The following is a 19,657-nucleotide window of genomic DNA, read 5'->3' as shown; positions in this document are numbered from 1 at the left end:
AAGGCGGCAACTATCCATCATCATAGGAGCTGTCGTGACAGAGTCAATGCCTGGGAATGGCGCTGGCCATACGCCCTACAGCGGCGGGGGCGGCGTGTACTGGCTCACACCCTCTTCCAGCTGCGCGCCTTTGAGATCCATGGCTGCCATGCGGCCGAAGGGCGAGTTTGGCAGTTGGGAGGCCAGCTCTTCCAGAATGGCCCGCCACTGTCCTTCATCCTGCACCTTCTTGTACAGCTGGGCCGTGCGGTAGCGCATGGCCGGCCAGCGGGTGTCGGCGGGATCCAGGCGGTTGCCGAATTCGATGGCCCACTTCAAGGCATCCCTGGGCCGGCCGGCCACGTCGGACACGTCCATGAGCAGGTGCAGCAGGTCCATCACCTTGCCGGGGTCTTCGCCGCTTTCCAGGAAGTAGGAGAGGGCGTCCATGCCGTGCTCGTAGGCGGCCTTCAGGTTCTCGCGCTTGCGGGCCTCGATGGCCAGGAAGTATTTTGTGTAGGCGATGCGATTCACGCCCAGGTCTTTCTTGTCCGCCAGCTCTTCCCAGATGGCCTGGCTTTTGTCCGGCGACTGGAGATTCTCGTAGGCCAGGGCCAGGGCGTAGTCGAACTCGTCCTTGATCTTGGGGGAAAGCTCCCAGTCCTGGACGAGTTCATGCAGGGCGACGATCTTGTCCCAGGCCCGGTTTTCCAGGTGGATGGTGGTGGCCAGCTGCAGGGCCATTTCGCTTTCCTCGGGCATGCCGGGCCGCGCCAGGAGCGGTTCCAGGATGGACAAGGCCCGGGCGGGCTGGCCGGTCTTCCAGAAAGCCAGGGCCATGGCCGTCTGCGTGGTGGGGGGCAGGCGGTCCAGCTTTTCCGCGATCATCGGATGCTCGTTGCACAGGACCACGATGCCCGGGTAGTTCTCCTGGCCCACGTGGTTGGCAATGACGGCCTGGAAGGCCTGCCCGGCCACTTCCATGGCCTGCGGGGTAAGCTCGTGCTGCGGGTAGTCCTTGAGGAAGGTTTCCACATCGGCCAGGGCTTCGCGCTCCCGGGTGTTGAACAGCCGCCACATGGCCAGCTTGAGCCGGGCCAGGGGCGCCAGGCTGGATTCCGGGTGCTCGCTGAGGATGCGTTGATAGATGTCCGCCGGCTGGGTGGAGAAGGGCCGGTCGAACACGGTAAACATCTCTTCCACCGAGGGCGTGTCGTGCACGCCGTTTTCCGCCAGCCGCATGAGGGAGATGAGGGCGCCATCCTTGCCGGGATAGCGGGCGGCGCATTGCTGGTAGATTTCGCGGGCGGCGGCGGTGCTGTTCTGGCCCAGATACACATCGCCGATGCGGGCGAGGGTGATGTCGGCATCGTCGCCGTCGGGACTCAGGTTGTAGTAGGTCCAATAGTTGGCGCGGGCGCGTTCCCAGGCCTGATTGCGGGCGGCCACCTCGCCGCCGAGCTTGAGGATGGGCGGATATTCCACGTAGAACCGGGGCCAGCGTTTGTCGATGTAGTCCACAATCTGCAGGGCCTGGGTATCGTAGCCGAGTTTGTACAGGGCTTCTGCCAGCCCCACGGCGGCCTCGCGCACGTGGCGGGAATCCGGGAACTGCTGGACCACGTATTGGAACTTGTCTGCGGCTTCCTGGAACTTGCCTTGGTCAAAGAAGTTCTTGCCCTGGTAATAATAGACCAGGGGCACGCTGGGATCGTTGGGGAATTCCCGCAGCAGCATGGCGAAATAGGCGTCTGCCTCGGGGGCGTTGCCCACGCGCAGGTTGATGAGCCCCAGCTTGAGCAGGGCTTCGGGGGTGCGCGGCGATCGGGGATTCTGGTTCATGGCCGCGATGAGCAGGGAGGTCAACGTATCGTAATGGGTGCGATAGTCTTCCTTGGCCTTGATGAAATGGGCGTCTGCCAGGGAATAGAGCACCTCTTCCACAAGCCGTTTGGGTAATTTTGGATGCACCCGCAAGGCGTCGAAAATGGCGATGGCGTCGTCATGGTCGCCGTTGACCATGGCAGCGCGGGCGCTGTTGATGACGGCATCGAAGTCCGGCACGTACGGCTTGGAGGCGTTTTGCTCTTCGCCGGGGGCGGGTTCCCGCGGCTCCAGGGCCTTGAGGGCCTCGTCGGCCGTGAGGATCCAGCCTTCGTTGGGGTCCCGGGATCTGCCGGTGCGGGTGCTCTCCACCAGGGCGCTGCTGGCATTCGTCGCGGCGTCGGGGGCGGGGTCTGGCGCAAGGGCCAGACTGGCGTTTCCTGCCGGCGTGGCGTTCTGCGCCAGCACAGGCGATGGCGTGGCGTTTTGCGCCAGGGGAGGGATCGCGGGCAGCGGTGGCAACACCGGCAACGGTGCAGGCGGCAGCGCAGCGGCTGGGGGCGCAGTTGGGGGCGCAGCGGCTGGGGGCGCAATTGGGGGTGCGGCAGGCGTCGGAGGTGCAGTCGGCGCAGGTGGCTGCGCAGGGGCAGCGGCCTGGACACTGCGGCCGCCGGGCATGGGATCGCCCAGTTCGCGCAGCAGCACCGGGGCCCGGAGATTCCATGGCCGGGACAATGCCGGCACGGGCGCAGGGGCGCCGGGCTCGGCCGGCCTGGGGGTAATGGGCCCGGAGATGATGGCCCCGGAGGGGCTCGGCCCGGAAGCGGTTGACGCGGAAGCGTTCGGCCCCGCCGCGGCAGGCGCGGAGACTGCCGTTCTGGGGGTGATGGGTCCGGAAATGGTCGGCCCCGTGAGGTTTGCGCCGGACGCGTTCGCGCCTGGCGTGAGGGGGCTCGGCGTGATGGGGCCGGAGACAATCGGACCGGAGATGGACGGTGGCGTTGCCCGGGGCCTGGGTGCGGCCGTGGCATTGGCCGTGGCGTTGGCCGCGGCGCTGGTGCTGGCCGTGGCATTGGCCTTGGCAGTCACAGGCGGGGCGTCCGCCGTGGGCTGCTCCGTGAACGCCGGCGGCGTGGCATTGGCTGCGGGCTGCGGCGCGGGCTCCCATCTGGCGCCCAGGGGATCGGCGAACACATCCACCGTCAAGGTCTTGCCATCGAGCTGGTGGATGAAGCCGAAGGCCGGCGAGACCAGCTCAATGCGCAGCCCTTGCGGCGTGGGCTCCACACGGCGCAACAATTTGCCCCGCCGCGGCTGCAAGGTTGCCGGTCGGGGGTGTTTTTTCCAGTAGTCCGGAGGCAGGGCGAGGGTCAGGGACGTGCGCGAATCGCGCAACAGATTGTACAGGGAAGGCGCTTCGTCCAGGGTGATGGTCAGCTGTTCATGATTCTGCGCCTGTCTGATGGCGAGGGTGGCCGCCGACAGCGGCGATGCAGCTCCCATGAGCGTGGCCGCAAGCACCAAAACGGCGAGCAAAAGCCCCGGGGGCAGCCGTGGCGGGGCTGGCGGCCGGGCAGGGAGCATCCGTGCCCCGACCAGAACCTGATGGCGAGCGTTCATGGTTGGGGGATTTGCAAAATGTGTGCGACGGCGTCCTGCATACGGCTGCGTCCTACTCCTCCCACTGCCGCTTCTTGAGTTTCTCAATCAGAGTGGTGCGCTTGATGCCCAGAATTTCCGCTGCCTGATTCTTGACGCCGCTGCTCATGTCCAGGGCTTCCCGCAACAGCCGCTCTTCCACGATATCCAAAAAATCCTTAAGACCCATGTTGTTGTCTCGAAGGTCCTTGATCATGGGCCACACAAAGCCCGCCGGGGCGGCCTCTGCCGTGCGTTTGGGCGGGTCCATCCCCACCTCGCGCAGGATTTTCTCCGGCAGATCGTCCACGGTCACGGCGTCGTTGTCGCACAGGATGGAGAGCCGCTCCATGAAATTTTCCAGCTCGCGCACATTGCCTGGCCAGGAATAGCCGAGCAGCAGTTCCCGGGCCTTGGGCGTCAGCGTCAGCAGCGCGCGGTTTTTTTTATCGCAGAACCGGCGCAGAAAGCTCTCGGCCAGCAGCAGCACGTCGTTGCCGCGATCACGCAGCGGGGGCAGATGCAACGGGATGACATTGAGCCGGTAGAACAAATCCTCGCGAAACCGGCCGGTGCGGACTTCTTCTTCCAGATCGCGGTTGGTGGCCGCCACGATGCGCACATCCACCTTCTTGGCCCCTGCGCCGCCCACTCGCTCGAATTCCTTTTCCTGCAGCACCCGCAGGATTTTCACCTGCAGGGAAAGCTCCATTTCTCCAATTTCGTCAAGAAAGATGGTGCCACCGTCGGCCAGCTCAAAGCGGCCAGGCCGCGAGCGGATGGCGTGGGTGAAGGCGCCTTTCTCGTGACCGAACAGTTCTGACTCCAGCAACTCCTTGGGGATGGCCCCGCAGTTGATGGGCACAAAGGGTTTGTCCTTGCGCAGGGAATTGCTGTGCAGGGCGCGCACCAGCAGTTCCTTGCCCGTGCCGGATTCGCCGGTCACCAGCACGGTGGAGTCCGTGGGAGCCACCTTGGCAATGACCTTGAAGAGGTCGCGCAAGCCTTGGCAATTGCCGATCATGGTTCCGGCGCTGAAGCTCACGCGAAGTTCTCCTTGAGACGAGGCGGCTGTTGCGGCAACTGCAAAAAGGACGCGCGTCGCCAAGTCCTTGCACGCGCGATGCGCAAACTATGGTGCCATGGCGTCGCCATGTCAAGGTTCTGACGTGTTCTGCACATAGCATTATCACTAAAGAAAATCTATCCCCTCGACACCACAAAAAAAATGCCCCAAGGGGCGGCATGCGGGATCCCGGCACGGCTGCGCATGCTACACCACCATGTTCAGCAGCACCCCGCTCATGTCGTCATTGGTCCGGATGACGGCGGCATTGGCCTCAAAGCCGCGCTGCCAGGAAATCATGTCCACCATCTCCCGGGCCAGGTCGGTATTGGAGGCTTCCACGACCTGCCATTCCATGGCAAGCTGGCCGGTATCCGGATGCTCCACGGGCTGCAGGCTTTGTATGTAGCCGGCATTGGCAGTGCGTTGCTGCACATCCGCCACGCGCACGCCGCCCGGCGGGGCGGATTCGGCAAGCACCGCATTGCCGGCCTGGAATCCGGGCGTGTTCATGTTGGCGATGTTGTTCGCCGTGACCTGCATGCCGGTGGAAAAGGCCTGCAGGGCGGATGCAGCCGTGGTGATGCTCATGATGATACTCCGGCAGGGTGGGCAGGGCAGCGAAAACCAGATGCAGTCCGGGACCGCCTTGCATACAATAACCACGAACCCTGCATGACGCAATGGCCACGGCCGCGCCATGCTTTCTGACAAGGAGCGCATACGATGCAGACTGTACAGACGACCACCGCGGCCGGCGAACCGGTCGTATGCCGGGAGCGCGGGACAGGTGAGGTGCTGTTGTTCATTTCCGGCTGGGGGGGAGACGCGGTGTCCTGGGAAGCGGAATTTGTCTGGTTCGGCTCCCGGTTGCGTTGTCTGACCCTGGAACATCCCGGCCTGGCGGGCATCCCGGCGCCGGACGGCCCTCTCGGCACGGCAGACATGGCCGACCGCATCGCCCGCGGCCTGGCGGCCATGGGAATCACGGCGGTGACGGCGTTGGGCATGTCCATGGGCGGGGCCGTGGCCCAGGAACTGGCCCTGCGGCATCCGCAGCTCGTGCAGAAGCTGGTGCTCAGTGGCACGTTTCCCCGCATGGATGTGCGCGCTGGCCGGGCCCTGGATGCCTGCACCCGGCTGCTGGCCGGGCCGGATCGGGTGGCTGCGCTGCAGATGATCTATTGGATGATCTTCGGCGCGTCCTTCCATGCCGCAAACCTGCAGGCGCTGGATGCGCTGCTGGAATCCCGGCTGGATTCGCCCGTGCCCCTGGAAGTGTTCCAGTACCAGGCCGCGGCGTGCATCGCCCACGATACCACGGCCCGACTGGGGCAGATCGCCTGTCCCACCCTTGTCACCCATGGCACGGCCGATTTGCTGGTGGATGTGTCCCATGCCCGGCAACTGGCGGCAGGCATCCCGCAGGCCCGGCTGGTGGAGTTTCCCGGCGCAGGGCACTGCCACCTGTGGGAGGAGCCGGCCCGCTACCGGCAGGTCGTGCTGGAGTTTGTGGACGCTGCCTGCTGACGAATTTGACAAGATCTTCATCTTCCGCCGATGTCGTGTGTCTGGACAACGATTCAACGATTGTTTAAGACCGAAGCGTCCCGACATTTCGGGGCAACGTCCTGAGCTGGAGTCCCCACGCATGTCTGAACCGCAACACCCGGAGACCAAGGCGCGCCTGCTGCATGCCGCGGGCGAGTGCTTTGCCGAAAAAGGCTACCACCGCGCCTCGTTGCGGGAAATTTGCCGTCTGGCCGACCTGAATGTGGCCATGGTGAAGTATTATTTTGGGGACAAGGCCGGCCTGTACGCCGCCGTGCTGGAGCACTGCCACCAGTGCGGCCCACCGCGGTTTGTGCAGGAGATGGGAAAGACGCCCCCCACACCGCCGGAGGTCCGGCTGCGTCAGTTCGTGCGGGCCATGGTTGCCCGCGCCCGTGGGGAAGACCGACCAGCCTGGTGCGGCCGCATCCTCAACCGCGAGCTGGTGGAGCCCACGGAAGTGCGGGCGGAGTTTGTGCGGCGGGAGATCGCCCCGGTGTCCTCGCTGCTGCTGGCCCTGGTGCAGGAGCTGGCCGGGCCGGGCCTTTCCCGACGCGAGACCATCCGCTGCGCCTTGTCCATCGTCGGCCAGTGCCTGCACCATCGCGTGGCGGCAGGCAACATCGCCCTGCTGTATCCCGATTACGCATACACGGCGGCCGAGCTGGATGCGTTGGTGGAACACATCACTGCCTTTTCCCTGGCCGGGCTGGCTGCGCTGCGGCGTGCCCGGGCAGCCTCCTCCCGCGAATAAAGGATTGCATATGCGTCGCATTTGTTGCTGCGTTCTGTCGTGCAGCGTGCTGGCCTGGGCACTGCTGTGGTCTTTGCCGTGTTTTGCCCAGGGCGGTGCGGGGGGGCAGGGCAAGGGCGCGCCCCAGGCTGCGCCGGTGCTGGCAGCCACGGCGACGGTGGAGTCCATCCCCGAGCTGGTTTCGGTTGTGGGCAATGCGGAAGCGGCCAGCGTGGTGGAGATCAAGGCCCGCATCAACGGCGAGCTGGTGCAGGCGCACTTCGAGGAAGGCCAGGAAGTGCGGCAGGGGGATGTCCTCTTCACCATCGATCCGCGTCCCCTGGAAGCCGCCCTGCGCGAGGCCAAGGCCAAGCTGGAGCGCAACCAGGCCCTGCTGCGCAAGGCCGAAGAGGACAACCGGCGCTATGCGCAGCTGGTGAATGAGCGCATCATCAGCCGGGAGCAGTTCGAGGAAAAAACCACCAATCTGGCTGCCTTGCTGGCCCAGGTGAAGGCGGACGCCGCCACCGTGGAATCTGCCGAGGTGGAGCTGACCTATTCCTCCATCCGCTCCCCCATCAACGGCCGCACCGGGCAGATCCTGGTGGACCGCGGCAACATGATCAAGGCCAATGACGTGGCCATGCTGGTGATCCAGCAGATCGAGCCCATCCATGTGCAGTTTTCCGTGCCCGAGGCCCTGCTTGGGGAGATCATGGCCCGATACAAGGCGGCCAAGCTGGAAGTCCGCGCCGCGCCGCCGGGGCGGGAGCAGGACCCCGATGTGGGCGTGCTGGTGTTCATCGACAACACCGTGGATCGCAAAACCGGTTCCATCGCCCTCAAGGCCAGTTTTGAAAACAGGGAACACCGGCTCTGGCCCGGGCAGTTCGTCAATGTCCAGCTGGTGCTGGGCGTGCGGGACAGGGTGGTGACCGTACCTTCCCAGGCGGTGATGCCGTCTTCGCAGGGCGAGGCGGTGTATGTGATCCGGGAAGACAACACCGCGGAATTCCGCCCGGTGAAGACGGACGTCCGCCTGAGCGCCGGCCTGCCGGGCAAGGTGGCGGTGGAGTCCGGCCTGTCCGGCGGGGAGCGGGTGGTGGTGGACGGGCATTTGCGCCTGGCCCCGGGCCGTCCGGTGGATGTGCGCGGCGGCGTGGCAGATGGCGGCGGCGGCGGGGTGATCGGCAGCGAGGCCCTCAACGGCAAGGCAGGGGGGCCGCAATGAACCTGTGCGAGCCGTCCATCCGGCGTCCGGTAGCCACCACGCTGGTGATGGCCGGGCTGTTGCTCTTCGGCATCATGAGCTACCGCATTCTGCCGGTGAGCGATCTGCCGGCCGTGGATTTTCCCACCATTTCCGTTTCCGCAAGCATGCCCGGGGCAGACCCGGAAACCATGGCCAGCACCGTGGCCACACCCCTGGAACGCCAGTTCGCCACCATCTCGGGCATTGATTCCATCTCCTCCACCAGCTCCCAGGGCAGCACGCGCATCACCCTGCAATTCAACCTGGACCGCGACATCGACGCCGCCGCCCAGGACGTGCAATCGGCCATCGCCAAGGCCCAGCGGCAGCTGCCGGACGACATGCCGTCGCCGCCGTCCTACCAGAAGGTGAACCCGGCGGACCAGCCCGTGTTTTACATCTCCCTGGCCTCGGAGACCCTGCCCATGGCCCAGGTGGATGAATATGCAGACACCATGATTGCCCAGCGGCTGTCCATGCTGCCGGGGGTGGCCCAGGTCTCCATTTATGGTTCCAAGAAGTACGCCGTGCGCGTGCAGCTGGACCCCAAGGCCCTGGCCTCGCGCGAGGTGGGCATTGACGAGGTGGCCCAGGCCATCGGCAACGCCAACGTCAACCTGCCCACGGGCACGCTCTATGGCGCGCACCGGGCCATGAACGTGCAGGCCTCGGGCCAGTTGATGAACGCCCCGGCCTATCGCCCCCTGATTGTTGCCTGGCGCGGCGGCGCGCCCGTGCGGCTGCAGGACCTGGGCGAGGTGATCGACTCCATCGAGAACGACAAGGCCATCACCTGGCGGGCAGGGCAGACGTCCATCGTCCTGGCCGTGCAGCGTCAGCCCGGCGCCAACACCATGGATGTGGTGGACGGCATCAAGGCCTTGCTGCCGGTGTTCGAGGCCCAGATGCCCGCGGCCATCTCCATGGAAGTGCTGTACGACCGGTCTGCGTCCATCCGGGAGTCCGTGGAGGATGTGAAGTTCACCCTGGTGCTCACGGTGTGTCTGGTGGTGCTGGTGATCTTCCTGTTTTTGCGCAACATCCGGGCCACGGTCATCCCCAGTCTGGCCTTGCCCATGTCCATTGTGGCCACGTTTGCGGTCATGCATCTGATGGGCTTTTCCGTGGACAACCTGTCCCTCATGGCCCTGACCCTGGCCGTGGGGTTTGTGGTGGATGACGCCATCGTCATGCTGGAGAACATCGTCCGCCATGTGGAAATGGGCAAGACGCCCCTGCAGGCGGCGCTGGACGGCTCCAAGGAAATCAGCTTCACCATCATTTCCATGACCATCTCCCTGGCGGCGGTGTTCATCCCCGTGCTGTTCATGGGCGGCATCGTGGGCCGGCTGTTCCATGAGTTTTCGGTGGTCATCGCCGCGGCCATCCTGCTGTCGGGGTTTGTCTCCCTCACGCTTACGCCCATGCTCTGCGCGCGGTTTCTCAAGCCGCATCACGAGCGCCGGCCCGGGCTGCTCATGCGGGCTTCGGAAAACGTGTTTGACGGGATGCAGGCCCTGTACCGCTGGACGCTGGATGCAAGCCTCAGGCTGCACCCGCTGACGTTTCTGGTGTCCCTGGCTGTGCTCTGGGGCACGGTGCACATGTTTCAGACCATGCCCAAGGGGTTTTTGCCCAGCCAGGACACGGGACAGATCCAGGGCTTCACCGAGGCCGAACAAGGCGTGAGCTTTGAACGGATGGTGCAGCACCAGCAGGCGCTGCATGAGGTGCTCAAGGGCGATCCGGCCATCCGGACGTTCATGTCCAGCGTGGGCGCCGGGGGCCCCAACGTCTCCGGCAACTCTGGCCGGTTCATGATCCGTCTGAAGGATCACGACCAGCGCAACGAGACGGCGGACGAGGTGATCCGCCGGCTGCGTCCCAAGCTGAACCGCGAACCCGGCGTGCAGGCCTTCCTGGTGAACCCCCCGGCCATCAACATTGGCGGTCGCGCGGCCAAGGCGTTGTATCAATACACCCTGCAGAGCCCGGACACGGCAGAGCTCTATCGCGTGGCCCAGGAAATGGAGGCGGTGTTCAAGACGGTGCCGCAGATCCAGGACGTCTCCAGCGATTTGCAGCTCAAAAACCCCCAGGCCCGCGTGGCCATCGACCGGGACAAGGCCTCGGCCCTGGGCGTTTCTGCCCGGCAGATCGAGCTGGCCCTGCAATCCTCGTACGGCACGCGGGAAGTCTCCACCATCTATGCCCCCAGCAACCAATACAAGGTCATCATGGAGTTGCTGCCCCAGTACCGGCGGGACATGGACGCCCTCTCCCTGCTGTACGTGCGCACGGCGGGAGGCGTGCTGGCCCGGCTGGATACCCTGGCGCAGATCACCGCCGGGGTGGGGCCCATGCTGGTGAACCATACCGGCCAGCTGACCTCGGTGACCATCGCCTTCAACGCCCGGCCCGGCGTGTCCCTGGGCGAGGCCGTGCAGGCCGTGGAAGCCGCTGCCCGCGACGTGCTGCCGGCCACGGTGCATGCCAGCTTCCAGGGCACGGCCCAGGCCTTCCAGGCCTCCCTGAAGGACATGGGCCTGCTGCTGTTCATGGCCGTGGTGGTCATTTATCTGATTCTGGGCGTGCTTTACGAATCTTTCATCCACCCGCTGACCATCCTCTCGGGCCTGCCTTCGGCGGGCTTCGGCGCGTTGCTGACGCTGTGGTGGTATGGATTCGATTTGAACCTGTACGGCTTTGTGGGCATCATCATGCTCATCGGCATCGTCAAGAAAAACGCCATCATGATGATCGACTTCGCCCTGGAGGTTCAGCGCGAGCAGGGCCTGACCCCGCGGGAGGCCATCCGGCAGGGGTGTCTGGTGCGCTTCCGGCCTATCATGATGACCACCATGGCCGCCATCATGGGCGCCATGCCCATTGCCGTGGGCTACGGCGCCGGCGGCGACGCCCGGCAGCCCTTGGGCCTGTGCGTGGTGGGGGGGCTGGTGACGTCCCAGCTGCTCACCCTGTACATCACCCCGGTGTATTACATCTATTTCGACAAGCTGCAGCGGCTGCTCTTCCGCACCGCACCCCGCCCGGCGTAGGGCAGGGGCCGGAGCAACGTATGTTTGGAAAAAGATCAGTGCGAGAAGGGAAACCTTTTGCAAAAGGNAGAACCTTTCTTCAGAAAGGTGTTCCCCCGAGAGTTTTTTTCAAAAAAACGTGCTCTAGGGGGCTGCACCTCGCGCCTGCCGTCACCAGACGGAGCGTTCGATCTCGATCTCAAATTCGTCTTCGATTTCCCAGGCTTCCCGGGCGGCGCGGCCGTAGTAGCGTTCGTAGTAGCGCCGCGCCTCGGGATCCTGCTCCTGCACGATGCCCAGCCGGCGCTCGACGAGGTAGCGGAAGAAGAGCCACAGCACATCGCGCAAGCCCTGCCCCAGCCCCTTGCGCTGCCAGCCGCGGGTGGAGGCCGTGACGCCGGCCTGCCGCCAGGGCTGGACGTGCGCCGGGCCAAGCTCCTTGGCCTGCAGGGAGAGTTCCACATCCTCCATGAGCCATTGTGCAGGAAAGCCACCCAGTTGCCGCAGGGGCTCGCGGCGGATCCACTGGGCCTGATCCCCGAAACAGATGTCTGTGCAGCGGGCCCGCAGGGCGTTGAGCATGGCGATGACCCACCACTCGTCCTGCCGGGATTCGAAGCCCATGCCCAGGGCGCCATGCACGACCTCGGGCCGGGTGTCCAGGAGGTGCACCAGTCGCACCAGGGCATCGGGATGGATGGTCACGTCCGCATGCAGAATGAGGAGCACGTCGCCGCTGGCCACGTCGGCCGCCGCGGCGATCTGCCGGCCCCGGCCGCGCGGGGCATGGATCACCAGACAGCGCGTCTCCCGGGCCACGTCCAGGCTGTCGTCGTAGGAACCGCCGTCGGCCACGAGGATTTCCACCGCCACGGGGCGCTGATGCGGCAGGGCGTGCTGCAGCGTGGTCACGGCCCGACGCAGGGAGCCCAGACAGTGGCGCAGGCGCTCGGCCTCGTTGAGCACGGGAATGATGACGCTCAGGGATGCCGGCGGCGGATAGCGCCGCGGCAAAAGGGCATCGCTTCGCCAGAGCCCCCGCACCAGCAGGGCCAGCACGGGGAGGTGGGCCAGATCCCGCAGCCAGGTGATTTCCGCAAACATGCCCGTCTGGTATTCCACGTGGTACACGGCAAAGGTCCAGACCTGCACACCCATGAGGGCCAGGACCGTCCGGGAGGGGAACAGGGGCAGCAGCATGGCCGGCAGCAGCAGATACCAGGGGTGCAGGGTGGGCAGCCAGACCAGCACCGCCAGACTGCTCAGGAACGCGGCGCGCAGCCGTTCCTGCACGGAGAGCCAGATGCCGGCCAGGGTCACAAGCAGGCCCAGGCCCGCAGCCAGGGGCGTGGCCGCGCCGAAGACCGGCCGCAGCAGACTGCACAGGACATCGTTGAAGTGCATCTCCCGGCCGAACTGCAGGACGGACTCCAGCAGGGCCGGGCCGGCATCCACAAACGGTAGCCAGAGCACAAGGGGCAGGGCGGCCCACCAAAGCCCGCGGACGTTGCGGCGCGTGACAAAACATGGCAGCAGCGCAAAGGCCAGGAACTTGGCCATGCCGGCCAGACCCAGGAAGCAAAAGCCCAGGCGGTCCCAGTCGGGCCGGTTCTTCTGAAAGCACAACAGGGCCACGGCCGTGCAGCCGGCCATGATGGCGTCCAGGTGTCCTTCGCCGGAAAAATAGAGCAGCACCAGCGGGTTGAGCGCGTAGAGGGCCAGGGCGGCGTCGGGCAGGTCGCGGATCCGCACCAGCCGGGCCACGCAGGCCAGGGTCAGCAGCTCGAAGGCCAGCACCGCAGTCTTGGCAGCGAGGACCGTGGGAGCGCAGGCCGCGGCCAGGCGGAACACCAGCTGGGCCAGGGGCGGATAGACGGCGGCGTAGTCTTTATGGTTGATGTGCGGCCAGATGGAGGCCATGGGCCCGCCGCGCAGGGGCTCCAGGGCAGGGGCGTCCGGCGTCCAGGCAAAGGGATTGATGCCCTGCAGCTGCAGCCAGCCTTCCCAGACATAGCGATAGACGTCGTTGGAGACGTCGAGCTGCAGAAAAAAGAGGCCGCGCAGCAGCAGGCCCAGGGTGAGGATGGGCCAAAACAAACGGGGACCATCCTTGCGGACGGTCCCCGTGTAAAAGACGATCAGGAGCGCGAAGCCGGCGAGCCAGAGGGCCGCCATGGCCGGGGCGTTGCGGCCGATGCCTCCCAGCTGGGTCATGACCGCCAGACAGGCGGCGCAGCCCAGCAGGGGGGCCGGCAGGCAACGCGGCGGGCCTACTTGTTGCGCAGCCACTTGAAGGCGTTCCCCACGGTCATGGCGCCCACACCCAGGAAGCCCAGGGCATAGATGAGCAGGAAGGGGCCCACCGCATAGTGGCCGTCGGCAAAGTAGCACACCACGCCGATCATGCACCAGGAGCCGGCCAGCAGTTCCCACATGTGCTGCTTGGAGCGGGAGGCCTTGTACTGCTTGACGCCGCCGTTCACGCCGGCCTTGGGCGTGCGCACAAAGGCGCTCTGCTTGCCCATCACGGCTTCAATGACGGCCTTGGTGTTGTTCACAGCCAGACCGCAGCCGAAGAGCACCATGGCCGGGATGAGCGCCAGGGTCTTCCAGAAGGAATGGCCCAGGGCGCGCTGCGCCGTCATGTACAGCCGGTTGGGGCCGGAGCAGGAGAGCAGCAGCAGGGTGATGAAGACCAGGAAGGGCATGCCTTCAAAGCCGATATTGCCGATGGCCATCACGGGCATGGCCAGAATGGCCAGGAACAGCATGATGGGGTGCACGCCGTAGTGGCTCATGTGCATGAAGGCCTGGAACTTCTTGAAGAAGGAGCCCTTGTGCATCATCACCTGGGGCATGAGCTTGATGGCCGTCTGGATGGAGCCCTTGGCCCAGCGAAACTGCTGCGCCTTGAAGGCGGCCATGTCGGCCGGGATTTCCGCAGGCACGGCCAGATCGATGAGGAAGCGGCAGTCGTAGCCCACGAGCTGGATGCGGTAGGACAGGTCCATGTCTTCGGTCAGGGTGTCATCCTGCCAGTTGCCGGCATCGTAGATGGCTTTCTTGCTGAACACGCCGGCAGTGCCGTTGAAGTTCAGGTACAGGCCATTGTAGTTGCGGGCGCTCTGCTCGATCATGAAGTGCCCGTCGATGCCCACGGCCTGCAGCTGGGTGATGAGGCTCTCGTCGCGGTTCAGGTGGTCCCAGCGGCCCTGGACAAAGCCGATTTCGGGATGATCCACAAAATAGGGGATGGAGCGCAGCAGGAAGTCCTTGGGCGGCACGAAGTCTGCGTCAAAGATGGCGATGTAGTCGCCCTTGCAGAATTCCTGGGCGTAGCGCAGGGCGCCGGCCTTGAAGCCCTTGCGGTCGGGGCGGTGCACCTGCACGATGTCCACACCCTTGGCGCGCCATTCGGCCACCTTGGCAGCCACGATGTCGCGGGTTTCGTCGGTGGAGTCGTCCAGAACCTGGATTTCATGCATGCCGGCAGGGTATTCCATGGCCGCGCAGGCGTCGATGCACCGGGCGATGACGTTGGCTTCGTTGTAAATGGGAATCTGCGTGGTCACACGAGGCAGCCGGGCGCAGGCGGAGTTGGCCACAGTCAGGCCCTGGGAGCCGTAGAAGGCCTCCAGATCGGCGGCATCGCGCTTGCGCGATTCAGCCACGCGACGCTGAAACAAGTGCGTCATCACGTGGCAGTTGATGCCGTAGATGGTCAGGATGGTCGCACAGACGATGTAGATAACGACCAGGAGTTCCATAGCTTTCTTAAACCTCGGTGAGGGGGTGGTGGTTGCAATGCGGCGCGAGTATGTGGTCAATTAAGGTCCCGGTCAAGAGGCGCAAGGGGAGAACCGATCGTTGAAACAAATGTTTTACCTTGCCAAGGCTGCAAGATAAATTCTACACAATTTTTTGTAACGAGCCCCTTGCCAAACTTGTTTTAAACATACCGCAATCACAGGAGAAAAGTGGAATGACCCTTCAGGACGTCTCGCATGGCATGATTAACTGGAGCGAACTCATGACCACCGATCCTGCGCGGGCGAGGGCGTTTTACGGGGAGCTTCTGGGGTGGACCTTCGAGGACTACCCGTCCTGTGGGTGCCAGTATGCCATCGTCAAGGTGGGCGAGCGGGTGATCGGCGGCATCATGGACATGCCGCCCGAGGCTCTGGAACTTGGCGCGCCGCCTAACTGGGGCTGCTACATCACCGTGGACGATGTGGACGTGACAGTGGACAAAGCCAAGGCCCTGGGGGCTCAGGCCATCATCGAGCCGCGCAATATTCCAGAGGTGGGGCGCTTTGCCGTCATTCGCGATCCGCAAGGCGCGGTCATCAGCTTCATTTCCTACGGCATGGTCCGATAGGGCGTTTGCTTTTGAACCATGCGCCCAGGGGAAAACCTTTCTTGCCGAAAGGTTTTCCCCTCGCGCAACGCGCTTGCTCCAACGATATTCGCCTTATGTATTGAGCTGCTGGACCAGCGTTTCCAGTTCCGAAGCCAGGCCGGCCAGGATGTTCAGGGCCTTGGAGGCCTCGGCCATGGCCAGGGAGTTTTCGTTGGCAATTCCGTGGATGGCCTCCACGGCACGGGTGATTTCCTCGCTGGCCGCGCTCTGCTGCTCGCTGGCTGCGGCGATGCTGCGCACCTGATCCGAGGCCTGCCCCGCCAGCGTGACGATGCGTTCCAGGGCGTCCCGGGAGTGGCGGGCCTGATTGGTGGCCTTGTCCACGGACGAAGCCGCCACGTGCACGGCCTGGGAGTTTTTGCGTACCCCCGCCTGGATGGAAGAGACGGATTGCGCCACGTCCTTGGTGGCGGTCATGGTCTTTTCCGCCAGCTTGCGCACCTCGTCGGCCACCACGGCAAAGCCCCTGCCTGCATCGCCTGCCCTGGCAGCCTCGATGGCGGCATTCAGGGCCAGCAGGTTGGTCTGGTCCGCGATGTCCTGGATGACCTGCATGATGGCGCCGATGCCCTCGGCCTGCTTGTCCAGCTCTTCCATGGCCCGCTGCAGGCTCTGGGTTTCCTGGGCCACGCTGCCGATGGCGGCCACGGTTTCATCCACCACGGCTTCGCCCTGGCCAGCCTCCTGCCGCATGTCTTCGGTCAACTGGGCGGCGTTGCTGGCGCTGCCGGCCACCTCCAGCACGGTGGCGTTCATTTCTTCCATGGCGGCGGCCGTCTGTCGGGTGCGCTGGTGCTGGTCGTGGGCGCCCTGGGCCGTCTCCTCCACCTGGCTGGCCAGTTCCTCGGACGAGGCAACCAGACGATCCATGATGATGCGGGCCTGGGCGGCGATTTCCTGCATTTGCACGTTCTGGCTGGCGATTCTAGCCTCCTGGGCGCGGATGGCCGTGAGGTCGAAATACAGCGCGAAGCCGCCCAGGGGCTTGCCGTCCAGATCGGTGATGGGCGTGGCGCTGATGTTCACGGTCAGTTCGCCCGACGGCAGTCGGAAGGTGAGCTCCCGGGCCTGACGCTGGTTCTGCCTGACGGCCAGCAGGGCGGTGGTGTCCCGGGAGGCGTCGTCATAGAAAAATACCGAGGCGTTGGTCTGCAGGTAGTCCTCTGGCCGGCCGCGTTTCTGGAACAGGGAGAGCAGCTCCTGATTGCAGTAGAGGATGGTGTTGTCGGGATCCACCAGCACGCACGGATACGTGACGCCCTTGAGCACGCCCTGGGCAAAGCCGAGCCGGGTCTTGATTTCCTGGAGCATGGCTTCCAGGTTGCGGGAGAGGGCGGCCAGCTCGTCGGAACCGGGCAGGATGAAGTGGCTGGCATAGTTGCCGGCGGCCACGGCATCGGAGGCGGCGGCCAAACGGGTGATGGGACGGAGCACCACGCGGCGCAAAAAGGCCAGCAGGGTCCCCACCAGCAGCACGCCCCCGGCCAGGGAGTACAGGGCGGAGTTGAAGGTCTGGTTTGCGATGGCTGCCATGGCCGGGTCCACATTCTTCATGATGACCATGCAGCCCAGGATGGGTTCCGATGCACCATGACAATGGTGGCAGGACGGCTGATTCTCCACGGAAAAGACTTCTACAAACAGGCTGCGGCCGTCTGTTTGCACCAAAGACCCCTCCCGGATGGGCTGGGCCAGGCCTTTTTGCAGCATGGCCTGGATTGCCGGCACGTTGACCGCCTGGGCAAAGTCGCGGCGGACATCAGAGGAAGTGGTGGAGTAGGTGATGTTGCCGGTGAAGTCTGTCAGATAGAGCGAGGTTTCCGTGAATTTGCGGCCCAGGGTCGCGAATTCCTTGCGGGTGGATGCATCGTCGCCCACGATCATGGGCTTTTCGATGGACAGATACAGCAGCTCGGCCTCGTCATCCATGGATTCCGCAAGCTGATGCAGCATGTTGTCGCGCTGGCTGGCGTTGCCCATCCAGGCCAGGACGACAAAGACGGCAAAACACAGGCCCGCCACCAGCAGGGCCAGCCGGAGGGCCAGGGAGGAGCGAATGCGTGCGAGCATAGGCCGCTCCTTTAATGGGCGCCGCTGAAGAGCAGCGGCTTGAAGTTGAAGTCCTGCACCCGCGTCTCGTTGTGGCAGGTCTTGCAGGTCTCGATGGCCGGGCGACGGGTGATGAGGCTGGTGTCACCGGCTTCGGCATGCGCACTGCCAGGGCCGTGGCAGGTTTCGCAGCCCACCTCGGCCAGATGCGGGGTCTTTTCGTAGCTGACGAACCCGCCCGGCTTGCCGTGGCCGGTGGTGTGGCAGTCGTAACACTCCTGCAGCTCCGCCGGCTTGAGGTTGGAGCGCATGATTTCCACGCTTCTCCAGGAGTGCGGTTTTTTGGAATGCGCCTCGAAGCGTTCATACTGCTCGGCATGGCAGTCCGCGCACGCCTTGGAGCCCACATACACCAGCCCCTCGCCGGCGCGTAACGCTTCGGGAATGCAACAAAGCACGGATGCCAGCACGATTGCCGGCATCCATACGCCATGGAAAATGTGCATTGGTTTTACTCCCCCTGTTCATGCAGGATTTTTCCTGCATGGCTGCCCGTCGTCGGGAACTACACAACTCGGCCGTGCAGTGTCAAATATAAACGAGGGGGATGTTGATTTCTATCGTGATTTCACCATATTTGTCGAATTATTCGCCGCGTTGGCTGCCACGGATTTTTGCACATCAACGCCATATTTGCGCATTCTGTTCAAAATGGTGCCCCGGTGCACGCCCAGCAGGCGCGCCGCGGCGTTCTTGTTGCCGCCGGCTTCCTGCAGTGCGGCGATGAGGGCGTTTTTTTCCGCGTGTTCGTCGGCGCTCAGCCCGTCGTCGGCGTGCCGGGTGGCGGCAGTCTGGGGCGGCGGGCACAGGGCCTGCCCCTGCACCGTGGCAGGCAGGTGGCAGACCTCGATGCGGCCGTCGGTTTCGGCCTCGGCGTGGATGGCGGCGAATTCCAGGGCGCTTTTGAGCTCGCGCACATTGCCGGGCCACGGGTGCCGCAGCAGGGCCTCCAGGGCAGGGCGGTCCAGACTGAAGGCGCAGCGGCCGCTGCGGGCGGCGATGGTGTGCAGAAAATGCTCGGCCAGCAGGGGAATGTCCTCCAGCCGATCCCGCAGGGGCGGGACGTGCAGGGGCAGGACATTGATGCGATAATAAAAATCTTCCCGATAGGTGCCTTCCGCCACCAGGGCCGGGATGTTGCGGTTGGTGGCGGAGATGAATCGCACGTCCACGGGCATGGGGCGGTTGTCCCCCACGCGTTCCACTTCCTTGGTCTCCAGCACGCGCAGGAGCTTGACCTGCATGGGCACGGGGATGTCGCCGATCTCGTCCAGGAACAGATCCCCGCCGTGGGCAGCCTCGAACCGGCCCTGCCGATGCCGCACCGCGCCGGTGAAGGCGCCCTTCACATGGCCGAACAGCTCGCTTTCCAGCAGGGATTCGTTGAGCGCCGCGCAGTTGAGCTGGATAAACGGCCCGTCGCGCCGCGCGCCCAGGGCATGCAGGGCATGGGCCACCAGCTCCTTGCCCGTGCCGGACTCGCCCAGGATGAGCACCGGCGCGTCGCTGCCGGCGGCACGCTCAATGGACTTGAACAGCCTGCGCATGGGCGCGCTCATGCCCACCAGCCCATGAAACCCTGGCGCTTCCTCCACGCGGCGGGTCAGCTCTTCTATTTTGCGGTCGCGCAGATCCAGCTCGGTCAGGTCGGTCAGGGTCTCCACGGCCACCAGCACCTGCTCCCCCTCCATCACCAGCGAGGCGTTCTTGAGCACGGGCACGGACGCCCCGTCCTTGCGCAGGATCCGGCACCGGCGGCGGTGCTCCTGGCGGGTGTCGAACAGCCGGCACCAGTGGTCGCGGCCCTCACGGCGGGATTTCTCGCACACGTCGCACTGCAGGATGGTGCAGGGCTGGCCGATGAGCTCGCCCGCGGTATAGCCGGTCAGTTTTTCCATGGCCGGATTCACGGCCTGGATGCGACCATCCGCCCCGATGAGCACCAGCCCTTCCTGCAGCGTGTTGCAGACGGCGGAAAGCTGAGGGGTTTTGAACATGGATGCCTCAAGCCAGGTGCAGAAGGTGTTTCGACATGTGTCGATGTGAT

Annotated in this window: 13 protein-coding genes; 5 read left to right on the top strand and 8 right to left on the bottom strand. The window is 64.7% G+C overall.

Annotation, left to right across the window (positions count from 1 at the left end; genetic code table 11):
• Nucleotides 1–75 precede the first annotated feature (75 nt).
• The 3 genes from DGI_RS01855 to DGI_RS01840 all read right to left on the bottom strand — a co-directional run bounded on the left by DGI_RS01855 (nt 76) and on the right by DGI_RS01840 (nt 5,098).
• Entirely contained in the window at nt 76–3,423 is a 3,348-nt protein-coding gene (locus DGI_RS01855) for a tetratricopeptide repeat protein (RefSeq protein WP_154661663.1), read from the bottom strand.
• 52 nt (nt 3,424–3,475) lie between these two features.
• Nucleotides 3,476–4,486, bottom strand: a complete 1,011-nt coding sequence (locus tag DGI_RS01845; RefSeq protein ID WP_021758934.1) for a sigma-54 interaction domain-containing protein — start codon at nt 4,484–4,486, stop codon at nt 3,476–3,478.
• A 228-nt stretch (nt 4,487–4,714) separates the two neighbouring features.
• The gene (locus DGI_RS01840) at nt 4,715–5,098 is read right to left on the bottom strand and encodes a flagellar basal body rod protein FlgC (protein ID WP_021758933.1); all 384 of its coding nucleotides are present in this window, start codon (nt 5,096–5,098) and stop codon (nt 4,715–4,717) included.
• 135 nt (nt 5,099–5,233) lie between these two features.
• On the opposite strand from DGI_RS01840, the gene DGI_RS01835 reads away from it, so the two are divergent.
• From DGI_RS01835 to DGI_RS01820, 4 genes are all read left to right on the top strand, one after another.
• Nucleotides 5,234–6,037, top strand: a complete 804-nt coding sequence (locus DGI_RS01835) for an alpha/beta fold hydrolase (RefSeq protein ID WP_021758932.1) — start codon at nt 5,234–5,236, stop codon at nt 6,035–6,037.
• A 121-nt stretch (nt 6,038–6,158) separates the two neighbouring features.
• Entirely contained in the window at nt 6,159–6,812 is a 654-nt protein-coding gene (locus DGI_RS01830) for a CerR family C-terminal domain-containing protein (RefSeq protein WP_021758931.1), read from the top strand.
• 10 nt (nt 6,813–6,822) lie between these two features.
• A complete protein-coding gene (locus DGI_RS01825; protein ID WP_051286419.1) occupies nt 6,823–8,022 on the top strand; it encodes an efflux RND transporter periplasmic adaptor subunit in 1,200 nt (399 codons plus the stop codon).
• Nucleotides 8,019–11,102, top strand: coding sequence for an efflux RND transporter permease subunit (locus DGI_RS01820; protein WP_021758929.1), 3,084 nt, complete (start codon nt 8,019–8,021; stop codon nt 11,100–11,102). Before DGI_RS01825 ends, DGI_RS01820 begins: the two co-directional genes overlap by 4 nt.
• A 150-nt stretch (nt 11,103–11,252) precedes the next feature.
• On the opposite strand, the gene DGI_RS16755 is transcribed toward DGI_RS01820, so the two are convergent.
• Entirely contained in the window at nt 11,253–13,370 is a 2,118-nt protein-coding gene (locus DGI_RS16755) for a glycosyltransferase (RefSeq protein ID WP_144284085.1), read from the bottom strand.
• A complete protein-coding gene (locus DGI_RS01810) occupies nt 13,352–14,848 on the bottom strand; it encodes a glycosyltransferase (RefSeq protein ID WP_021758927.1) in 1,497 nt (498 codons plus the stop codon). The genes DGI_RS16755 and DGI_RS01810 overlap by 19 nt, the downstream gene beginning before the upstream one ends.
• Nucleotides 14,849–15,063: 215 nt before the next feature.
• Between DGI_RS01810 and DGI_RS01805 the strand changes: the two genes are divergently transcribed.
• Nucleotides 15,064–15,459 (top strand): VOC family protein, encoded by a 396-nt coding sequence (locus tag DGI_RS01805; RefSeq protein WP_021758926.1) that lies wholly within the window; start codon nt 15,064–15,066, stop codon nt 15,457–15,459.
• A 93-nt stretch (nt 15,460–15,552) separates the two neighbouring features.
• On the opposite strand, the gene DGI_RS01800 is transcribed toward DGI_RS01805, so the two are convergent.
• The 3 genes from DGI_RS01800 to DGI_RS01790 all read right to left on the bottom strand — a co-directional run bounded on the left by DGI_RS01800 (nt 15,553) and on the right by DGI_RS01790 (nt 19,607).
• On the bottom strand, nt 15,553–17,571 hold the full coding sequence (locus tag DGI_RS01800; protein WP_021758925.1) for a methyl-accepting chemotaxis protein: 2,019 nt from the start codon (nt 17,569–17,571) through the stop codon (nt 15,553–15,555).
• An 11-nt stretch (nt 17,572–17,582) separates the two neighbouring features.
• On the bottom strand, nt 17,583–18,032 hold the full coding sequence (locus DGI_RS01795; RefSeq protein WP_027193013.1) for a cytochrome c family protein: 450 nt from the start codon (nt 18,030–18,032) through the stop codon (nt 17,583–17,585).
• Between the two features lie 135 nt (nt 18,033–18,167).
• Nucleotides 18,168–19,607 (bottom strand): sigma-54 interaction domain-containing protein, encoded by a 1,440-nt coding sequence (locus DGI_RS01790; RefSeq protein ID WP_051286428.1) that lies wholly within the window; start codon nt 19,605–19,607, stop codon nt 18,168–18,170.
• Between the last annotated feature and the right edge of the window lie 50 nt (nt 19,608–19,657).

The organism is Megalodesulfovibrio gigas DSM 1382 = ATCC 19364, assembly GCF_000468495.1.
Lineage (GTDB): Bacteria > Desulfobacterota > Desulfovibrionia > Desulfovibrionales > Desulfovibrionaceae > Megalodesulfovibrio > Megalodesulfovibrio gigas.
Note: the sequence above shows the minus strand (reverse complement) of the source record. Positions and strands in the feature narration are given on the sequence as shown.